12 protein-coding genes are annotated in these 20,162 nt (G+C 69.5%); 6 read left to right on the plus strand and 6 right to left on the minus strand.

From position 1 onward, the window contains the following. Positions 1 to 206: 206 nt before the first annotated feature. The 3 genes from BLU09_RS31635 to tgt all read right to left on the minus strand — a co-directional run bounded on the left by BLU09_RS31635 (position 207) and on the right by tgt (position 3,244). The gene (locus tag BLU09_RS31635) at positions 207 to 1,073 is read right to left on the minus strand and encodes an alpha/beta fold hydrolase (RefSeq protein WP_090494171.1); all 867 of its coding nucleotides are present in this window, start codon (positions 1,071 to 1,073) and stop codon (positions 207 to 209) included. A gap of 153 nt (positions 1,074 to 1,226) precedes the next feature. Then, positions 1,227 to 2,078 carry a tRNA (5-methylaminomethyl-2-thiouridine)(34)-methyltransferase MnmD gene (locus tag BLU09_RS31640; protein ID WP_090494173.1) on the minus strand — a complete coding sequence of 284 codons (852 nt, stop codon included), beginning with the start codon at positions 2,076 to 2,078 and terminating at the stop codon, positions 1,227 to 1,229. Further along, on the minus strand, positions 2,075 to 3,244 hold the full coding sequence (tgt, locus tag BLU09_RS31645; protein WP_090494175.1) for a tRNA guanosine(34) transglycosylase Tgt: 1,170 nt from the start codon (positions 3,242 to 3,244) through the stop codon (positions 2,075 to 2,077). The genes BLU09_RS31640 and tgt overlap by 4 nt, the downstream gene beginning before the upstream one ends. Positions 3,245 to 3,558: 314 nt before the next feature. Between tgt and BLU09_RS31650 the strand changes: the two genes are divergently transcribed. Beyond that, positions 3,559 to 5,157 carry an ABC-F family ATP-binding cassette domain-containing protein gene (locus tag BLU09_RS31650; protein ID WP_090494177.1) on the plus strand — a complete coding sequence of 533 codons (1,599 nt, stop codon included), beginning with the start codon at positions 3,559 to 3,561 and terminating at the stop codon, positions 5,155 to 5,157. Positions 5,158 to 5,253: 96 nt separating this feature from the next. On the opposite strand, the gene BLU09_RS31655 is transcribed toward BLU09_RS31650, so the two are convergent. Beyond that, complete coding sequence (locus tag BLU09_RS31655; RefSeq protein ID WP_244172195.1) at positions 5,254 to 5,478, minus strand: hypothetical protein; 225 nt, start codon at positions 5,476 to 5,478, stop codon at positions 5,254 to 5,256. A 49-nt stretch (positions 5,479 to 5,527) separates the two neighbouring features. Continuing rightward, positions 5,528 to 6,607 (minus strand): YihY/virulence factor BrkB family protein, encoded by a 1,080-nt coding sequence (locus tag BLU09_RS31660; protein WP_090494179.1) that lies wholly within the window; start codon positions 6,605 to 6,607, stop codon positions 5,528 to 5,530. A 246-nt stretch (positions 6,608 to 6,853) separates the two neighbouring features. Between BLU09_RS31660 and BLU09_RS31665 the strand changes: the two genes are divergently transcribed. The 3 genes from BLU09_RS31665 to BLU09_RS31675 are packed head-to-tail and all read left to right on the plus strand — an operon-like array spanning position 6,854 to position 11,180. Further along, complete coding sequence (locus BLU09_RS31665; RefSeq protein ID WP_244172196.1) at positions 6,854 to 8,404, plus strand: PEGA domain-containing protein; 1,551 nt, start codon at positions 6,854 to 6,856, stop codon at positions 8,402 to 8,404. Beyond that, positions 8,394 to 9,386 (plus strand): tetratricopeptide repeat protein, encoded by a 993-nt coding sequence (locus tag BLU09_RS31670; protein ID WP_090494183.1) that lies wholly within the window; start codon positions 8,394 to 8,396, stop codon positions 9,384 to 9,386. The genes BLU09_RS31665 and BLU09_RS31670 overlap by 11 nt, the downstream gene beginning before the upstream one ends. Before the next feature lie 36 nt (positions 9,387 to 9,422). Further along, entirely contained in the window at positions 9,423 to 11,180 is a 1,758-nt protein-coding gene (locus BLU09_RS31675; protein WP_090494185.1) for a serine/threonine protein kinase, read from the plus strand. A 32-nt stretch (positions 11,181 to 11,212) separates the two neighbouring features. Here BLU09_RS31675 and BLU09_RS31680 read toward each other — a convergent pair whose 3' ends face one another. Next, positions 11,213 to 17,449 carry a non-ribosomal peptide synthetase gene (locus BLU09_RS31680; RefSeq protein WP_244172197.1) on the minus strand — a complete coding sequence of 2,079 codons (6,237 nt, stop codon included), beginning with the start codon at positions 17,447 to 17,449 and terminating at the stop codon, positions 11,213 to 11,215. Between the two features lie 274 nt (positions 17,450 to 17,723). Between BLU09_RS31680 and BLU09_RS31685 the strand changes: the two genes are divergently transcribed. Both BLU09_RS31685 and BLU09_RS31690 read left to right on the plus strand, forming a co-directional pair. Then, on the plus strand, positions 17,724 to 19,034 hold the full coding sequence (locus BLU09_RS31685) for a PLP-dependent aminotransferase family protein (RefSeq protein ID WP_090494189.1): 1,311 nt from the start codon (positions 17,724 to 17,726) through the stop codon (positions 19,032 to 19,034). A 61-nt stretch (positions 19,035 to 19,095) separates the two neighbouring features. Then, positions 19,096 to 20,106, plus strand: coding sequence for a GNAT family N-acetyltransferase (locus BLU09_RS31690; RefSeq protein ID WP_244172198.1), 1,011 nt, complete (start codon positions 19,096 to 19,098; stop codon positions 20,104 to 20,106). Positions 20,107 to 20,162 lie beyond the last annotated feature (56 nt).

Here is a 20,162-nt window from a genome sequence, read left to right on the forward strand (position 1 = left end):
GCCGAGCTTGCCTCGACTCTCCACCGGGCACCTCTCCCGGATGCGCTCGCCTTCAGCGCATCCTGACTGGTGCGTTCACCGGTTGAGACCGCCGACAAAAGTCCCGACATTTCCGAACAGCGACCTCGCATGGTCGCTCCGGAGGGGTCCAGTCAGCGCCCCTGGAGGCCATCGGCGCCGGACATGTCAGCACCCGCCCCAGTGGTTCAACGCGCGGCCCTGGCAGCCGCGCGGGCCGTTTCCAGGCCATCGAGGAACGTGACGATGCGCTGGGCGCATCGCTCCGGCTGCTCCAGCGGGAAGAGGTGCCCCGTGCCGGGAAGCTCCTCCGTCTGGGGATCATTCAAGGTGAGGCGGGCCCGCGCCAGCGCGTCGCGCGTCAGCGTGTCGGACTCACCGCCGCGAATCACCAGTGACGGGACGTTCACAGTGCCCAGCTCGCGCCAGACATCCTTCGGAGACGTCTCGAAGACACGCGCCTCCCAGGCCTTGGGGATGGTCAGCCGGAAGCCGCCGCTCGGGGCCTCGGTGAGGCCGTGGGTGATGTAGTCCTGGAAGCACTCCGGGTCGAAGCGCGCGAACAGCGGCTTCTTGCCGTAGCTTCGCGCGGCCTCTTCACGAGCGCCCCACGACTCACGCCGCCGCCGCGCCAGACTCGCGGGCGGCACGCGGCTTCGCAGCCCGAGCAGCGTCAAGGCACGGAGCGCCCATTCCCGCGCCCCCGTGAACAACACCGGGTCCAACGCCACCACGGCCCGGAAGAGCGCAGGCGCCTTCGCGGAGGCCAGCAGCGTCGCCACGCCGCCCATGCTGTGCCCCACGCCCACGACACCCTGCACGCCGTACGCACGCAGGGCGTGAATCAGGTCATCCGCCATGTCATCCCAGGTCCGCAGCTCGCGCGGGTCGGAGCCCGGAACGAGGCATCGCGTGCGAAGCGTGAAGACGCGGTAGCGCGGCTTCAGGTGCTCGATGAGTTTGCGGTAGCACCCCGGAGGAAAGCCGTTGGCGTGGGCCAGGTGCAGCACCGGACCGGTGCCGCCCCAGTCCTCCATCTGAAGGGCGTCGTGCATGTCCGGTCGATTAACCCGGACCGCGGCGAATGTCTTCCGTCACTCGGAGCCCGCACGCAGAGGCGGAAGCAGCACCCGCCCCGGAAACCCGACCCAACGCCGTGCCGAGCCACACAGCGTGGCGTGCCGAAGGGCACCCTGCGGGCCGGCCCGTCACCGCCACTGCAGGTGCGCCAGCACGCGCGCCTCGATGTCGGGCGTGAGCTGCCCACCATGCGGCGCCCGGGACGACGAGCGCTTCCATCGCTCCAGCCACCGCTCACCGAGCGGCGCCTCCAGCGACTCACGCCGCGAGGCGCCCACCGTCGTCTCGCCCTTCGTCCCCGTCGACACACCCGCGCCCACGAAGAACCCGGCCAGCAGCAGCGTCACCCGCGTGGGCGTGGCCGCGCTGTACGTGAGCAGCAACGTCCCCTCCCCGTCCTCGCGGCAATGCCGGCGCACGCGGGCCAGCACCGCTTCGGTCCACATGTCCGGATTGGACGCCGGAGAGAACGGGTCGAAGTAGACGAGGTCCGCCACGGGCAGCGCGCCGTCCAGGTGAGGCACCGCGTCCCCCAGCAGCAGTCGCCAGCGGAACCCCTCCGCCTCCCACACCCCGTCGCGCATCAGCGCCTCCGCCGCGTCACGAAACGGCTGGAGGAAGGGAAAGCCCTCGGCGTCCGCCAGCGCCAGTCGCAGCGGAGCCAGGTCCACCTCGAAGCTGACCACCTCCAGCAGCCGGCGCTGCTCCGCGCCCAGACTCCTGGCGCAGGTGAGCGCGGCCACCGCGTTGGTGGCGGCGCCCAGCCCCACGTCATGAATCACCAGCGGCGGCCCGGGCTGGCGCAGCCGGTCCGCCAGCCGTGCCTGCTCCACATAGAGGCGCAGCGCTTCCTGCCACGGCCCCACGGAGGGGTGCATCACCTCGCCATGGCCCAGGTGCCGCACGGCGCGAGCGCCATTGCGCAGGGTGATGAGCTCGAAGTCGCCGTCGCGCGGGTTGGCTTCGGGTGCGGTGCTCACCCGACCTCCTTCAGCGTCACCTCGCGCGCGTTGGCCTCGTCCTTCAAGTCCTTGGGCGTGGCGATGGCCGCCTTCAGCTCGCGGTACACCTGCGCGTACGTACCACCGAGGATGCCCTCGCGGATGCGCCCCATCAGCTTCTGGTAGTGCCGGACGTTGTGCACGGACAGGAAGCGCGAGCCCAGGTGGTGCTTGCCCCGCATCAGGTGCTGCAGGTAGCCGCGCGTGTAGCGCTTGCACACGTAGCAGTCGCACTCCGCGTCCAGCGGCTCGTCGGAGAGGCGGAACACGCTGCGGGAGATGCGGACGAGCCCGCTGAACGTGTACGCATACCCCTGCTGCGCCATCTTGGTGGGGATGATGCAGTCGAACATGTCCACACCACGCAGCACGGCTTCCACCAGGTCCGTGGGCGTGCCCACGCCCATCAGGTAGCGCGGCTTGTCGGCGGGCAGGGACGCGGTGGCGCGCAACGTCATGGACTCGCGCTCCACCTTCGTCTCGCCCACGGCCAGACCGCCAATGGCGAAGCCGTCGAAAGGCAGCTTCGTCAGGAAGTCCGCGCTCTCGTCACGCAGGTGAGGGAACACGCCGCCCTGGACGATGCCGAACATCGCCTGCCCCGTGTCCCGCGCCGCCTTCGCCTCCAGGCTGCGCACCGCCCAGCGGTGGGTGCGCTCCATGGCCTCGCGCGTGCCGGCCTCGTCGGTCCGCGAGTCGATGCACACGTCCAGCACCATCATGATTTCCGAGTTGATGGCCTGCTGCATGGCGATGCTCGACTCGGGGCTGAGGAGCTGCCGGCTGTTGTCGTAGAAGCTGCGGAAGTGGGCGCCCTTCTCCGTGATGAGCCGGTCCTCCGGCAGGGAGAAGATCTGGAAGCCGCCCGAATCGGTGAGCACGCCCCCATCCCATTGCATGAAGGGGTGGATGCCGCCGAAGCGCTTGAAGACCTCCGCGCCCGGCCGGAGCATCAGGTGGTAGGTGTTGGCCAGCAGGATGCTGGCGCCCGCCTCCTTCACCTCCTCCATGGCCAGGTGCCGGAAGCCCGCGTGGGTGGCCACCGGCATGAACATGGGGGTTTTGAAGGAACCCCGGCGTGTGTGCAGGATGCCTGCACGCGCGCCCGTGGGGTCGGTGGTGAGGAGCTCGAAACGAACGGCCATGGGCCGGCCCTTATACCCGTCATGCCCGGCAGGCACCGCATCCATCTGCCCTGCCCGCTCCCCCACCCGCCATCCGGGCCCCCTGCCCTCCTGGACAGCCGTACAGGCATCCTGGCATTCCGTCCAAGGCGGAACGCCGTCGGCCTCCGGGCATCTCACGTCCTCCGCCGCCGCTTCCGGGGCCTGAAGTCGACACCGGGGCGGCATTCTCCCGCCTTCCCAGCGGTTACATGGAGTCCTCGCGGTCTCCTGCAGAACGCGAAACACGTCGCCGCTTTGGCCCACCGCACCATTTCCGCTACAACGCCGCCGCCATGTTCAACGTCATCAACGTCTCCAAGGCCTACGGGCCCAAGAAGCTTTTCGAGGACGTCAACGTCACGTTCTCGCCGGGCCGCCGCTACGGCCTGACCGGTCCGAACGGGGCCGGGAAGTCCACGTTCATGAAGATCCTCGCCGGGGACGAGGAAGCGGACATGGGCAACATCGTCCGGCCTCGCAAGCTGGGAATCCTGCGCCAGGACCACTTCCGCTACGAGGACAACCGCGTCCTCGACGTGGTGCTCATGGGCAACCGTGCCCTGTGGGCGGCCATGTCCGAGAAGAACGAGCTGCTGGCCAAGTCCGACATCACCGAGGAGGACGGCAACCGGCTGGGCGACCTGGAGGGCGTCATCGCCGAGGAGGACGGCTACTCGGCGGAGAGCGACGCGGCCACCCTGCTGGCGGGCCTTGGCATCGACCAGGCCTCCCACGAAGAGCCCATGAAGCAGCTCACCGGCGGCCTCAAGCTCCGCGTGCTGCTCGCGCAGGCGCTGTTCGGCAAGCCGGAAGGCCTGCTCCTCGACGAGCCCACGAACAACCTGGACATCGACTCCATCCGCTGGCTGGAGAGCTTCCTCCACGACTACGAGGGCGTGCTCATCACCATCAGCCACGACCGGCACTTCCTCAACGCCATCTGCACGCACATCGCGGACATCGACTACGAGACCATCATCCACTACCCCGGTGGGTATGACGACATGGTCCGGCAGAAGGCGCAGGTGCGCAGCCGCGTCGAGTCCGAGACGGCGGAGAAGAAGAAGAAGATTGCCCAGCTCCAGGACTTCGTCGCGCGCTTCCACGCCGGCACCCGCGCCTCACAGGTGCAGAGCCGCATCAAGCAGATCGACAAGCTGAAGTCGGACGACCTCAAGCGCTCCAACATCGCGCGCCCGTTCATCCGCTTCGACCAGAAGGTGGTCAGCGGCAAGCAGACGCTGATGGTCGAAGGCATCCACAAGTCCTTCGACGGCCAGGAGGTCATCAAGCCCTTCAACGCCCTGGTCTGCAAGGGCGAGAAGGTCTGCGTCATCGGCCGCAACGGCGTGGGCAAGTCCACGCTGGTGAAGATGATTGCCGGCCAGTTGGAGCCGGACGGCGGGAAGATTGGCTGGGGCCACCAGGCCTCCGTGGGCTACCTGCCGCAGGACCACCACGGCGTCGTGCGCAAGGGCACCACCTGCTTCGGCTGGCTGCGTGACCTCCACGACAAGCTCACCAACGAGGAGATCTCCGGCGTGCTGGGCCGGATGCTCTTCTCCGGTGAGGAGCGGATGAAGAACACCGACACCCTCTCCGGTGGTGAGACGGTGCGGCTGCTCCTGTCCAAGCTGATGATCATGCAGGACAACGTGCTGGTGCTCGACGAGCCCACCAACCACCTGGACCTCGAGTCCATCGCCGCGCTGGCCGAAGGCCTCCAGAAGTACGAGGGCACGGTCATCGTCGTCACGCACGACCAGGAGCTCATCTCCGAGGTGGCCACCCGCATCTGGTCGCTCCAGGCGGGCCAGGAGGTGCTCGACTTCAACGGACCCTACTCGGAGTTCGTGGAGAAGCACTCCGACGTCGCCGCGCGCCGCCGGTAGTCCCTCCGACACCGGCCAGAAACACGAATCGCCGCCCGGCCCGGGGATGCGCTCCCGGGGCGAGGCGGCGATTGTCGTTGCGCCGTCTGGCGCGAGCTACGGCATCGGGTTGACGTAGCCGAACGAGGACATGCGCACCGACCAGTCACTCGCCGAGTCCGTGTCCCCCTGCCCGTATCGCCCCAACGACATGGCCAGCCCCGGCGTACCGAAGGCCGGGGTCCAGTCCACTGAGATGTACCACGCATCCGGATAGGCGCAGAGCACACCGGAGCAGTCCGCCGGCCACCACTGACCCTGGTGCCGCGAGTCAAAAGCCACCCGTCGTCACGCGCGAACGCCCCGGCGTCACTGGGGAAAGAAGGACCGTCTACCGGGGGGCCGACTTGCGCAGCAGGAACAACCCCAGGCCCATGCCCACGGTCCACTTGAGGGCCGCCGCGAGCGGCGTGTCACGCAGCCTGGGTGGAGCGGACGGCGGGCCATCCAGGGGCCGGCCCGTCACCGGGTCCACCACGGGCTGGAAGCCCGGAGCGCCCGGAAGCGACGCGCCTCCCGCCTCCAGCTCCGTCTTGGTGGCGGTCAGTGCCTTGCCCTGCTCCGGGTCCTTCTGGCCCGGCGCCTTTCCGTCCGGGGAACGGTGCTCGAGGATGGCGTTGATTTCCGCGCCCAGCAGGATGACCTGCGCGGAGATCCACATCCACAGCAGCATGACGATGACACCGCCGATGGCGCCGTAGTTGACGTCGTACTTGCCGAAGTTGGCCACATACTGGGAGAAGCCCCACGACGCGAACACCCAGATGAGCACGCCCACCACCGAGCCCGGGGTGATGAATCGGAACTTCTGATTCACGTCCGGCAGCACGTAGTACAGCACCGCCCACAGGAACATCATCAGCAGGCCCGCGACCGGGAGCCGCAGCCACATGAGCACGGTGCCCAACCCGCCGGGGAGCTTGCCAGCGATGACGGGCGTAACGACGACCGCGAACGCCGCGAAGATGGCCACCGCCGCTCCGCCCAGTGTCACCAGCAGCGCGATGCCGCGCAGCTTCCAGATGGGACGCGACTCCGTCACGCCGTAGACCTTGTTGAGCGCCGTCATCAGCGCCACCACGCCCGCGGAGGCCGCCCAGACGGCGCCGACACCGCCCACCGTCAGCAGCCCCACCGGCCGGCTGTTCGCCAGCGCCTCGATGCGCTCGCTCAGAATGGACGTCACTTCCCGGGGCGCCACCCGCGCCAGCTCCTGGATGAGCACCTGGGCCTGGGCGGGCTCGATGAGGAGCCCCGCCAGCGACACCAGGAACAGCAGGAATGGGAACAGCGCCAGAATCATCCGGAAGGTGAGCGCGCCAGCGACGTCCCCCACCTCGTCGCGCGTCCACTCGTCCTTCAGCGCCAGAAAGAACTTCTTCCAGCCCATTCCCTTGCCAGGGAGAACCATTCCGCCTCCTCGGAGGTGCCGCGACCGGGGGAACGATGCGCATTCCCCACACCCCAGGCGACCTCCAGCCCCCAGCTTCCCTGCATGCGGCCGGAGGGCAGGCGAGCAGGAAGCCCCTGGAAGGCGGCTTCCCTGAAATCCCTCTGTTCTCGGACCTCCCCCCTAGGCAGGAGAGCGTTCATTGGCGTACACCTTGGACGGGGGCCGCCGGTCGGTTCCGCCGCGGCCCTCTCCCCCGAGGACGCCATGTTCGTCTCCTGTCTCCTGAGTGTCAGCCTGGCGCTGAGCGCCGGCGCCGCACCCGGAATGCCTCCGGACACCCAGGCCCCCACCCCTTCGCAAACGCTGTGGCTCGTCCAGGCCCTGTACCCAGGACAGGACGCGTTGTTGCAACGCACCGAGGAAGGGATTGCCGCGCTGATACCGCAGGACGTGCAGGCGGAGCAGCTCATCGGCCGGGGCGCCCTGGCCATGCACCTGAAGGGCCAGGGCGGCGACCTGCGCTGCGTATCCGGCGAGGCGCGCTGCCGGGAGCCGCTGGAGGCGTACCTTGAGTCACTGGGCCTGGAGCGCGTGGTGCTGGTGCAGGTGGGCCAGGACGACGCCGGCTACCGCTTCCGCGCCGTCAGCATCCGGACCGGCACGGGCGCCCGGGGTCAGGCGGAGACGGCGAACCCCGCGTTCGAGAAGGCCCTGGCCGGCGTGCTGGTGAAGTTCCTGTCGCTCAATGCCACGGTGGTGGCGGAGACGACGCCCGCGGGGGCCACCGTCTTCATCGACGGCGTGAAGGTGGGCGCCACGCCCTTCACCACGGAGGTGCTGCCGGGTGAGCACACCTTCCGCTTCGAGCTGGCTTCGCACCTTCCGAAGGAAGAGACGCGCGTGCTGAGCTCGCGCCAGCAGGTGAAGCTGGACGCCGCTCTGGAGAAGGTGCCCGCGCGGCTGGTGGTGAAGGCGCAGCCAGAGGGCGCGGAGATTCGCGTGGACGGCCAGCCGGTGGGGACCACCGCGGTGGACCAGGGCATCCAGCCCGGCACGCGCAGGGTGTCGCTGACGCTGGACGGCTACGAGCCCCACGAGGTGAAGGCGGAGATCGCGCCCGGCGAGACATACACGCTGGAGCACGCGTTGACGCCCACCTCCATGCAGTCCTTCAAGCTGGCCATGCGCCGCCGCAAGGAAGCCACCATGGCGCGGCAAAGCTACCTGGAGGCCTCGTTCGAGATGCAGCGCCTCACGGGCACGTCGCTGGCGTCCCAGCCGCTGAGCACCTCGGAGGAGCTGGAGAGCCTGCGCACCCGGGACGTGCGCGCGCCGGGCTCGCGCAACCTGCGCGGCGTGGGCGTCGAGTACGGCCGCTATGGCCAGTTCTTCGGCGTCATGCTGGTGGGCGCCACCTACGCCTCCACGGGCGACACCTGGACGCTGGGCATCGACGTACCGCCTGGCGTGGGCGGCGCGGGGCCGGACGGCGTGTCGTCGCTGGACACGCAGGTGCAGGCGGTGTCGCTGCGCGCGCTCCAGCCGCAGCTGCGCTACGTGCTCGGGCCCGTGTCCTTCGCCCTCCAGGTGGGACTGGAGGGCCGAGGACTGCTGGTGAAGGAACGCGCGGGTGACGCGGCCATCTTCAAGGACGGCCTCTACGCGCTGGACCTGCACGCGTCCGGACAGGCCACCGCGCGCATCTTCGTATACGAGGGCCTGTACGCCTCCGTCGCGTACCAGCACAGCTTCACGCTGCTGAAGAAGATTGCCGGAACGAGCAACATTCGCGGAGGGCTGGGCTATGCGTTCTGACCTGCGGCGCCTGACGTGGGCCTGTGTGCTGCTGACGTGTGGCCTGTCCCTGGCCGAGCCCCTGGTGGGGCCCTCCGTCGGCCGTGGCGATGCGCTGCTGGCCGAGGGCACCCGCCTCTACAACAAGCGCAAGCACAAGGACGCGGCGGAGGTGTTGCTCCAGGCCACGCGCGCCAACCCGTCCCTGCTGCCCGCCTACCTGGGCCTTGCCCGCGCGCGTATGGGGGCCAAGGACGTCCCCGGTGCCTGCGCCGCCTACCGCGCCTACGTGCGCAGCGCGCCGGACATCCAGGACCGCACCAAGGCGCAGCGCGAGCTGGCCCTGTGCGAGCGCAAGCTGAAGGCCGCGCGCCGCAAGAAGCGCAACAAGGTGCCGCCCGACATGACGGCCCGGCACGTGGAGCTGAAGGCCGGCTTCTTCGCCGCGCTGGAGGAAGGCCGGCTGGTCGGCCCCGGCGCCGCGGGCGAGACGCTGCGCACGCTGGTGTCAGAGGGCTACCTGGGCACGGACCTGGGAGACATGGCCGCGCGGCTGAGCGCGGCCTCCCAGGCCACCACCGACGACCTGCACCAGCGGGCCCTGGCCGGTGAAGCCCTCCCCCCGGCGCGCCTGCGGGAGTCCGGCGCGCTCTTCGACCTGGCTCGCGACACGGGGGAGCCGTCCGCCAAGGCCGCTGCCCAGGCGCCTTTCCTGGACGGGCTCGCGGCGCTCCAGAGTGGAGACTCCGCCGGGGCGCAGCGCCTGTTCGCGAAGGCCGCATCCGCGGCGCCCGAGCGCACCGAGTACCGCGTGTGGCGCGCTGCCGCGCTCCAGCGCGCCGGAGATTTGGACGGCGCGCTGACGGTGCTGGAGACGGACCTGCCGCAAGATGCGCGCACGGACGTGCTGCGCGCGGCCTCCGCCCAGCGGAAGTCCCCCGAGGCGGGGGCTCGCGAGTTGGAGCGCATCCTCTTCCAGCGCTACGCCCCGGCCACGCGCTGACCGCGGTCCCCTCCCCTCCTGCCCTGCAAGGACACCATGTCGCTCTTCATCTGCCAGCGGTGCGAGACCCAGCATGAGAAGTGGGACGGCGCCTGTCTGGCCTGTGGTGGCACCGAGCTGCTGACGGTGGCGCCGGCCGTGGACCGGATGCTCGGCCGTGTCGTGGCGGGCCGCTTCCGCATCCTCCGGCGGCTGGGCCAGGGCGGCATGGGTTCGGTGTACCTGGCCGAACAGGTGGGCATCGGCCAGCAGGTGGCGATGAAGTTCCTCAACAGCGGCCTGTCCATGGACCCGGACGTGGCCCGCCGCTTCCTCAACGAAGCCAAGAGCTACGCGCGGGTGGCCCACCCCAACGCGGTGACGCTGCACGACTTCGGGCAGGACGAGGAAGGCAGCCTCTACATCTCCATGGAGTACGTGGAGGGGGATGACCTCAAGAGTCTGCTCGCCACGTGTGGCCGGCTCGCGCTCGACGAGGCCGTGGACATCGTCCTCCAGGTGGCGGACGTGCTCGCCTATGCCCACGCGCGCCAGGTCATCCACCGCGACCTCAAGCCGGAGAACATCATGGTCCGGCAGGGCATGCGCGGCTGGCATGTGAAGGTGCTGGACTTCGGCATCGCCCGAATCACCGACGGCGCGACACGGCTCACCATCCAGGGCTCGGTGGCCGGCACGCCGCGCTACATGTCCCCCGAGCAGGCCATGGGCCTGGACGTGGACGCCCGCGCCGACGTGTACGCGGTGGGCATCGTCCTCTTCGAGCTGCTCACCGGTCAGCAGCCCTTTGACGGCAACAGCGTCTCCGAAATCATGCAGAAGCAGGTCCACCAGCCCATGCCACGACTGGCGCAGGTGACGGCGGACCTCCAACATCCAGCTGTCGACGCCGTCATCCAGAAGGCCACCGCGAAGCGCCGCGAGGAGCGCTACGCCACCATGGAGGCCTTCGCGTCGGACCTGGTCAACGCGCTGCCCACCCTCACCAGCCGGCGCGCCGTCAGTGGCATCAACCCCGCCATCACCGGCGGTGGCCTCGAACCAGCGCGACCGGCCACGCTCCTCTTTGGCACGGAAGGCTCCGAGGCCACCCTGGTCCGCGCCGCCCCGGCGGAGGCCGCGCCGGTGACAGGCACCGCGCCCATTCCACTGACCCAGCCCGCCGCGCCCTCCGGGCTCCGGGTAGGCGCGGAGGGCTTCAACAAGACGGCGCACGCGGCCTCTCCCTACGCGGCGCCGAAGCGCTCGAAGTCCAGCACGGTGGTGGGGCTGGGCATCGCGGGCGTCCTGCTCCTGGGCGGCGTGGGCCTCGTGGCCATCCGGGGCGGGAGCGGCGACGCCGTCAACGAGGGAACCCTGGTTCCAGTCGCCTCCCCGACGCAACCGGCGCCCCCCGCCAATGAGGCCGGAGCCTCACCTCACGCCACCACCGGGAGGGTGGAGACGGCGCCCGACGATGTCGCGACCCGGCAGCTCAAGGTGCTCGCGGCGGGACAGGCCATCGACATCGGCAATGACTTCAACGAAGGCCGGCTGGACAGCGCGATGAAACGGCTGGCCCAGGCACGGAGCCTGGGATTGGAGGCCGTCGAGCCCGAGCTGGCGGCGCTCGCGGGCAAGGTGGAGGACGCCTCGAAGCGCATGGCCCGCGCCCGCGCCCTGGAGAACGACGGCAACTGCGAGACGGCCATCACCCTCTATCGCGCCCTGAAGCGCGACCATCCGCAGCTCGTGGAGGCCCAGCGGGGCATCCGGCGCTGCCAGGACATGCTGCCTCCAGAGGTGTCCGACTAGGCGGTAGAGCCCCGGCCGGCGTGGGCCGGCGCTCAGGCTCCAGGCGCACGAAGGAAGCCGCTCTCGACGAAGTACTTGAAGTAGGTGCGGAAAAGGGACTCGTCCACCAGCGGGCATTCGATGCCACTGCCCTCCAATCCCGCGCGCGTGTTCCGGTGATCCACGCGTCCCCAGGATGAAAAGAGCCGCAGGGGCCCCGCGCCGCCCGGCGCCTCCCGCGCTCCAATCAGCGGAGCGAGCGCGAACAGCGCGTTGTGGTCCCGACGCTCGGTCTCCCGCCGCAACTCATCGAGCCACTCGGTCTGCGACAGGCTCCGCAGCGAATAGCCCAACGTCTCCAGCCACCCCCGCAGCAGCCCGGCTGACACCGGGCGCGGGTGACTCAGATGGAACGTCCTCCCGGAGGACTCGGGCTCTCGCGAGAGGTGCACGATCGCCTTCGCCACGAAATCCACCGGCAGCAGATCCAGCGTGCCATCCAACACCGGCATGCTGCCGAGTTGGATGAAGCTCTTCAGGCTCCGGGTGACGAAGTCGGTGGTATTCCAGACGCCCGTCTGGCTGTGGCCGGTCACGTTGCCCAAACGGTAGATGGCGACCTGCATGCCCCGGCTACGGGCCTGCGCCACCAACCGCTCCGCCACCCATTTGCTCTGGGCATAGCCGGTGCGAAAGCCCGTCGCGCCCTCGATGGCATCATCCTCCGCGAGCAGGCCCCCTCCCTGGCGAAGATGCGGCGGGAAGACGGACAGCGTGGACACGTGGTGGAACACTTTCGGCCGGCCCCGGCACGCAAGCTCCAGAAGCGCCTGCGTCGCTTGCACGTTGGGCGCCCTCATCTCCCGGTATGGGTAGAGGAAGCTCACCACCGCGCCGCAGTGGTAGATGGCGTCGATCCGCCCGGCAAGTGCTTCGAACTGCGCGGACGAGAGCCCCAGCCCGGGCTCCGCCAGATCTCCCGCAACAGGTTCAATCCGCTCCCGGAAGCGATCCTCCCAGAGCCCATAGGCGCGGAGCTTTCGTTCCAGCCTGGCCCCCGCCTCCTCGCGCCCAGCCGCGCGGATGAGGCAGTGGATGCGCGCGGGCAGCCGCTCCAGCAACTCCTTCAACAGGAAGGCCCCCACGAAGCCGGTCGCGCCAGTCAGCAGGAGGTGCCGAGGGGGGCGAGGCCGCGCGGGCATCGCGCCACGAGGTTCGATCCCGGGTGGCAGCACGGCGTCGGCCAGCGGATCCGCCTCCGCCTCCCCTTTCGGAACCGGCGAGCGCTCCAACGCGGCGTCGATGACCGCTGCCATCCCCGCGATGGTCGGCTGTTCGAGCAGCGCCTGAAGCGGCAGCTCGACCCTGAAGGTCGTGCGCGCCCGCATGGCGAACCGGACCGCCAGCAACGAGTGTCCGCCCACCGTGAAGAAACTGTCGAACACGCCGGAGACCGCACTCCCCCCCAGCAGCTCGCGCCAGAGCTCCGCCACGGCGCGCTCGGTAGCGCTCCGCGGTGGGACAGACGCCCCCGCTCCCCGTGGCGCGGCCCCCCAATCCGGAGCTGGCAATGCGCGGCGATCAACCTTGCCGTTCGGCGTCAACGGGAAGCAGGCCAGCGGGATGAACACGGTGGGCACCATGGGCCCAGGCAACCGCTCCGAGAGCCACTGGCGCAGCGCCGGCACATCCCTCCCATCCTGACCCGTCCCCGGGATGAAGTAGGCCACCAGCCGCACATCCTCTGCCGCGTGCACCCGGGCAACGACCACCGCCTGCTCCACCGCCGGATGCCCTGAGAGCGTCGTCTCGATCTCCGCCAGCTCGATGCGGTGGCCACGCACCTTCACCTGATGGTCGATGCGCCCAAGGAACTCGAGCCCCCCGCCCTCCCGCCAGCGGACGAGATCGCCCGTGCGGTACAGGCGCGCCCCCAGCCGGGCCGAGAAGGGATCCGGAACGAAGCGCTCCGCCGTGAGCGCTGGCTGACCAAGGTAGCCCCGGGCCACGCCCTCGCCGCCAATGAACAGCTCGCCGGCGACGCCCACCGGCGCCAGGCGTCCACCCGCATCGAGGACGTACAACTCCGTGTTGTCGATGGCGTGTCCGAGTGACGGGTCGGCCTCCTCGTCCTGGAGGCGCTCCACCGCGGACCAGATGGTCGTCTCGGTGGGGCCGTACAGGTTCCAGACGCTCACGGCCGCGTCCCCGAGCGCGCGGGCAAGCGGCCGGGACATGGCCTCTCCACCGCAGAAGGCTCGCAGCCGCAGGCCCGCCGGGAGCCCGGCCTGCAACAGCATCTGCCAGGTGGCGGGGGTGGCCTGCAGCACGCTCGCGCCGCACCTGCTCAACCCCGTGGCCAGGAGTGCCCCATCGCGTTGCCACGCCTGCGGAGCAATCTCCACGCGGGCTCCCACCGCCAGCGGCAGAAAGAACTCCAGCCCCGCGATGTCGAAGGAGAGTGAGGTCAGCGCGAGCACCACGTCCTCGGGCCCCAGCCCCGGCTCGCGCCGCATCGACTGGAGGAAGTTGAGCACGTTCTGGTGCGTCACCATCACGCCCTTGGGACGCCCGGTGGAGCCGGAGGTATAGAGGACGTACGCCAACCGGGAGGAGAGCGTCGGACGCGGCGGCGGCGTGGAGGGCAACGCGGCCAGCTCGGCGCGCACTTCATCGAAGAGGATTGACCGGACCTGCCCCGCGGGAAGCCGGCCGCGCACCGAGGACTGCGTCAACAGCACGGCCACGCCCGCGTCCGCCATCACGTAGGCCGTCCGCTCGGCCGGGTAGTCTGGATCCAACGGAACATAAGCCCCGCCCGCTTTGAGCACCCCGAGCACCGCGACCAGCAGCTCCAGCGAGCGCGGAAGGCAGAGCCCCACCCGCACCTCTGGACCGACGCCATGCCCTCGCAGCATGTGGGCAAGCTGGTTCGCGCGCGCGTCCAGTTCACGGTACGTCACCCGCTCATCCTGGAACACCGCAGCGACGGTCTCCGGAGTGCGCGCGGCTTGGGCTTCGAACAGGGCGGGGAGATCGGCCTCGTCCGGTGGTGCCACCCGCGGTCCTCGGCCTCGCTCCAGCAGCGCCGACAGTTCGTCCGCCGGCAGCAACTCCAGCGACGCCAGCGCCTTGGAGCCTCCCTCCACCAGCGCCCAGAGTGACTGCTCCAGGTGCCCCAACAACCGTTGAATCACCTCGTCGCTGAACCGGTCACGCTCGTAGGAGGCCCAGAGTTCGAGCGACTCGCCCGGACGCGCGGTGATCGTAAGCGCATAGGGAGCACGCGCCGCGCCGAAGCGGCGCTCGACAACGAGCCCGGTGCCCGGCGGGCTCCAGCACGCCGCCTCCGCGGGGTAATTCTCGAAGACGAGCAGGCTCTCGAAGAGCGCCTCACCGGGCTTGCCGGCGCACCACCGCTGGACCTCGGCGAGTGGTGTCTGCTCGTGAGCAAGGAGCTCGGTGAGCCGAGCCTGGAGCGTGCGCAGCCAGCCATCGGCGGTGGCCTGGGAGGGCACCTCCACCCGCACGGCCAACGTGTTGAGCAGCAACCCGGCGATGCCTTCCACTCCGTCCAGTTCAATGGAACGCCCGGACACCGCCAGCCCAAACATCACCTCGCGCTGGCCGCTGTAGCGCCCCAGGAGCACGGCCCACGCTCCCGCCAGAAGCGTGTTCAGCGTGATGCGGTGACGCACCGCCAGGGCCTTGAGCCGAGCGGTCCGTCCGGCGTCGAGCCCCAGCCGCAGCGCCGCGTCCGGCTCCGGCACGCGGCGGGTGGGCCGGCGGTCCACGAACAAGGGCGTTGGAGAGACGCCAGGGCCCAGCGTTTCCCTCCAGAAGGGAGCCTCCGCGGAGAAATCGCGCGAGCGGACCCATCGCACGAAATCCCGGTACAGCCGGGCCGGGGGCAGCGCATGGCGGGTCCCAGCCCGGAGCGCCGCGTACGTGGCGAAGAGTTCGCCCAGAACGAGCGCCGCGCTCCAGCCATCAAAGACGAGGTGGTGCAGGCTCCAGACGGCCCAATACCGCCCATCCTCCAGCCAGACCACCGACAGGCGCACCGGCGGCGCGTCCGTGAGCGAAAAACCGCGCGCCCGATCCTCGGCGAGAAAACGCTCGCGCCGTTCCTCGAACGCGAGCGGCTCCTGTGAGCGCCAGTCCCACCACTCGATCGGCGGCAACTCTCGCGCCTCGAATTGACGTGGAGCGGAGAGCCCTTCCCACTGGAAGCGCATCCGCAGCCCTGGATGACGGGCTCCCACCTCACACCACGCTTGCTCGATGAGCTCCGGAACGAGCGGACCGCGAAGTTCGAACTCCAACTGCTCGTGGTACACGCGCGAACCGGGCGCGAGCAGCGTGTGGAACAGCATTCCCTCCTGCATGGGCGAGAGCGGATACGGCTCTGACTCGGCAGATGAGGCCCACTCGTCCTCCGGGACAGCGGAGGCTTTCCCTCCGTCCGGGAGTTCCTGCAAGGCCGCGCGCAGCACCCCGGCCAGCTCCGCGATGGTGGGATGGCTGAAGAGCTGGGAGGGCCGGCACCGGCAACCCGCCTCGCGGAGACGGGCAGCAATCCGGACAGCGAGGATGGAGTCCCCCCCCAGCTCCAGAAAGTGCGCGTGGCGCCCCGGGGGCGCGACGCGCAGCACCTCTCCCCAGAGCTGAGACAGCCTTTCCTCCAGCGAATCCCGCGGCGCCTCCTGAAGGCCTGATGGCACGAGGCGGTTGAACGCCGATGGCTCGGGAAGCGCGCCACGGTCCACCTTGCCTGTCAGGGTCAGGGGAAGTCCGTCCAACTGAACGAAGACCGCCGGAACCATGTAGTCCGGCAAGGACCGCTCCAGGAACGCCCGAAGCGCCGTGAGCCCGAGCGGCTCCGCGGCATCCCGCGCCGGGACGACATAAGCCACCAGTCGGCGCTCGCCCTCCCCTTCGCCATGGACCACCACCGCCTCGCGGAGCCCGGGGTGACCCACGAGGGCCGCCTCGATCTCGCCCAGTTCGACACGGTAGCCACGAACCTTGACCTGATGATCGCGGCGTCCAAGGAACTGCAGCGTCCCATCCGGCATCCGTCGGACGAGATCTCCCGTGCGATACAGCCGCGCGCCTGGATCCTCGCTGAACGGATCCGGGACGAAGGCAGCGGCCGTGAGGTCCGGGCGCCGGAGGTATCCCCGTGCCAGCCCCACGCCCCCGATGAAGAGCTCTCCCACCTCACCCGGCGCGGCGAGATGACCCCGCGCGTCCACGACATGGAGCCGCGTATTCGACACCGGCGCTCCCATCGGGACATAGGAGCGCGTCTCCCCCGGGACACAGTCCCAGCAGGAGGCATCGATGGTCGCCTCGGTCGGCCCATATTGGTGGTGAAGCCGCGCCGGCACCCGCGCCAGCAACTGCTCACACAAGGAGACCGGGACCACCTCGCCACCACAGAAGACGTGCCGCAGCGATGCGCAGCGCTCCAGCTCTGGCGCCTCCAGCAGCACCCGAAGCAGCGTGGGACCGAAGTGCGCGACGGACACGTTCTGCCGCGCGATCAAGCTGGCCAGGTAGCCTCCATCCCGCTGCCCGCCCGGCCGGGCCAGCACCAGGCGCGCGCCAGCGATCAACGGCGCGAAGATCTCCCAGACCGAGATGTCAAAGCTCAGCGAGGCCTTTTGCAGGAACGCGTCTGCCGCCCCAAGGGGGTACGTCGCCTGACGCCAGCGCAAGTGGTTGGCCACCGCCCGGTGCGTCACCATCACGCCCTTCGGGCTCCCGGTAGAGCCCGACGTGTAGATGACATAGGCCAGGTGCTCGGCGGCGAGTCCGTTGTCGGGCGGGAAATCGGGCTCGGAAGCGATTCGGGCTGCACCCCGCCGTAGATCGACGACACGATCGCCGCCCCACTCCCACCGCGCGTCCACAGCGCCGGAGGTCACCAGCACGTCCGCGCGTGCGTCCGCCAGGAAGAGCCGCAGGCGCTCGGCGGGATACTCCGGATCGAGCGGAAGATAGGCACCCGCCGCCTTCCAGATCCCAAGCACACCGACCACCATGTCGATGGAGCGTGGGACGTGCAGCCCCACGATGGACTCGGGCCCCACCCCAAGCCGCCTCAGGTGGTGGGCGAGCCGGTTGGCACGAGCCTCCAACTCGCCATAGGACACCTCCCCCTCTTCGGACCAGATCGCGATGGCGTCCGGCGTGCGCCGAGCCTGCTCCGCGACCTGCTCATGCAGCAGGAAGGATGAAGCGGCCCCAAGAGAGAGTCCCACCTGCGGTGTCGACCTCGTCATTCCTCACCGCCTCGAACGCTTCCCCACCCAGCCCGAGCGCCCGCCCGGGAATGGCTGAAGCGCGCTGCCGTCTGGACGGAATGTTCACGCGACGTGGGTCTGCGCATCCGGACGTTCATCCGGAAAACTCCTGCGAGAGTCCAGGATTGTGCCCATCATGGGAAAGTCATGCAAGTGCCGCTCGCTGCCCCACAAGCGAACCCGCGCCTGACACATGACGTTAGGATTGCGCAGTGGAGGCCGTTCTCGCGGGCCACTGCCTCAAGGAGCGTCCGTGGACCTGGAACAGATCTCAGAGATCCTGACCCGCCTCGAACAGCACGAGACACGCGCCGCGCGCACCCTGAACATGGTGCCGAGCGAGAACAGCATGTCGGCGCTGGCCAAGCTGCCGATGCTGCTCGATCTACACCACCGCTATTTTTTCAATGATGGGGCAGAAGACGAGCCCTGGGAGTTCCGGGGCGTACAAGAACTGTCCTCGCTGGAGACCGAGCTGGCGAGGCCGCTGCTGCGCGAGCTGGCCGGCGCCGAGTTCGTCAACGTGCGCGCGCTGTCCGGGCTGAACCTGATGACGCTGACGCTGTCCGCGCTCGGAGGCCCCCCTGGCTCCACGGTGATGCTGCTGTCCCGCGCCCAGGGCGGGCACTATGCGACCGCGAGCGTCGCCGCCCGGCTGGGGTTGAAGGTCTGCTACGCCACGGGCCCCGACGCGCACACCGTGGACGAGACACAGCTCGCCGAGACGCTGCGGGCCCACCAGCCGGGGCTCGTCTACATCGATCAGTCCAATGCGCTGTTTCCCCTGGGCGTCGAACCGCTGGCGCGGGCCGTCCAGCGAGAGGCCCCGAACGCCCTGCTCCACATCGACGCAAGCCATTGGATGGGTCTGGTGCTCGGCCGCCAGCTTCCCAATCCGCTCGCGGAGGGCGCCCACTCTTTCGGCGGCTCCACCCACAAGACCTTCCCAGGACCGCAGAAGGCCATCTTCGCCACCAACCGGAGGGAGCTCTTCGAGCGCTTCCGAGCAACCCAGCAGTACATGGTGAGCAGCCACCACTTCGGCGCGACGGTGAGCCTGGCGTTGGCGCTGCTCGAGTTCAAGCACTGCCGGGGTGAGCAGTACGCCGCCCAGGTGGTGCTGAATACCCGGTGCTTCGGCGCCGCGCTCGATCGTCTTGGGTTGGAGCTTGACGGCAAGGAACGCGGCTTCTCGGCCGGCCATCAGCTCTGGGTCCGGACGCGGGCATCCGGCGTGGACGCGTTCACCGCGAGCCAGCGGCTGTTCGACGCGGGCATCCGCACCAATGCCTATCCATCGCTGCCCGGGATTCCTGAACCGGTCCTCCGGGTCGGCCTGAACGAGCCCACGTACCACGGACTCATGGCCGACGACATGGAGGAGCTCGCCGGGCTCTTCGTCGCGGCGATCCTCCAGACGCAGCCGACGGAGCAGCTCGCCGGACGTGTGGCGGCGCTGCGCGCGCGGTACCGGTTCCCCTACCGCTTCCCATCCGACGACCCCAAGCTGCTCGAACAAGCGATGCGACTGGTGCGCCTGGCGTTGACGCAGCCCGTGGAGTGAGGCCGCGGCATGGCTTCCAGGGAACATGGACTGTCCACGGAAGACGGGACAAGCTCGGACCATGAACCTGGTCCCCTTCGCGAACGAGCACCTGGAAGCGGCCGCCTCGCTGCTCGCCCTGCGGCACCGTGCCCATCGGGCCGCGCTCCCGCTGTTGCCGGGTGAGCCCGAGTCAGCCACCGAAGCGCGGCGAATCCTGGAAGCGCTCCGGCAGCGGCCTCGCACGAGCGGCTTCGCCGCGCTCCAGAATGGGCAGCTCATCGGCTTCGCCCTCGGGACACTGCGGATCGACACCACGTGGGGGCGCTCGGCCTGGCTGTTCGCGCCCGGCCACGCCCTCGCCCCGGGAACGAGCCCCGAGGTGTACCGCGACCTGTATGCGGCCCTGGCCGCGCAGTGGGTCCAGGAAGGCTGCTTCGTTCACGCCGCGCTCGTCCCAGCCCATGATCGTCCCGCGCTCGAGCCCTGGTACGGCGCCGGCTTCGGGCATGAGCAAGTCCACGCGCTCCGTGCCCTGGACCCGGTGGACCTTCGGCCCGGCGTCCTGGACAGCCCCCTCCGGATCCGCCGCGCGGGCATGGACGATTTGGATCGGCTCCTGGAAATGGCGGGGCACATCTTCGAGCACCAGCGCGCGTCACCCGTGTTCGCGCCGTACCTGCCCGAGTTCTCCGAAGACTGGCCGCAGGACTACACGGAGCTGATTGAGGGCGAAGCCGATCGCATCTGGCTCGCCGAGCAGGATGGACGGCTGCTCGGGTTCGCCATCTTCAGCCCTGCCGAACAGACACCCGACGACCTGCTGACGCCTCCGAAGAGCGTCACCTTCACGGTAGGAGTCACACGGGAGGACGTTCGCTGCCGCGGCGTTGGCCGTGCGCTGTTCGCGCGCGGCGTGGAGGAGGCCAGGCGAATGGGATTCCGCGCCTGTGTCACCGATTGGCGCGCAACCAATCTGGCCGCCTCCCGCGCCTGGCCCCGAATGGGCTTCAGTCCGGCGCTCTACCGGTTGAGCCGCCGCATCGACGAACGCGTGGCGTGGGCGCGCGGCGCACGCTTCACCCATACATAGGCGTGGAACGTGTTCCCTGGATTGAACTGCCATTGGAAGAACGGTACCTCTCGCAT

The sequence above is a fragment of the Myxococcus virescens genome (assembly GCF_900101905.1).
GTDB lineage: Bacteria > Myxococcota > Myxococcia > Myxococcales > Myxococcaceae > Myxococcus > Myxococcus virescens.

Coding starts and splice junctions, on each gene's coding strand:
- BLU09_RS31635 (WP_090494171.1), bottom strand. CDS start 1,073: ATGCACGACGCCCTTCAGATGGAGGACTGGGGCGGCACCGGTCCGGTG.
- tgt (WP_090494175.1), bottom strand. CDS start 3,244: ATGGCCGTTCGTTTCGAGCTCCTCACCACCGACCCCACGGGCGCGCGT.
- BLU09_RS31650 (WP_090494177.1), top strand. CDS start 3,559: ATGTTCAACGTCATCAACGTCTCCAAGGCCTACGGGCCCAAGAAGCTT.
- BLU09_RS31660 (WP_090494179.1), bottom strand. CDS start 6,607: ATGGTTCTCCCTGGCAAGGGAATGGGCTGGAAGAAGTTCTTTCTGGCG.
- BLU09_RS31665 (WP_244172196.1), top strand. CDS start 6,854: ATGTTCGTCTCCTGTCTCCTGAGTGTCAGCCTGGCGCTGAGCGCCGGC.
- BLU09_RS31670 (WP_090494183.1), top strand. CDS start 8,394: ATGCGTTCTGACCTGCGGCGCCTGACGTGGGCCTGTGTGCTGCTGACG.
- BLU09_RS31675 (WP_090494185.1), top strand. CDS start 9,423: ATGTCGCTCTTCATCTGCCAGCGGTGCGAGACCCAGCATGAGAAGTGG.
- BLU09_RS31680 (WP_244172197.1), bottom strand. CDS start 17,449: ATGACGAGGTCGACACCGCAGGTGGGACTCTCTCTTGGGGCCGCTTCA.
- BLU09_RS31690 (WP_244172198.1), top strand. CDS start 19,096: ATGAACCTGGTCCCCTTCGCGAACGAGCACCTGGAAGCGGCCGCCTCG.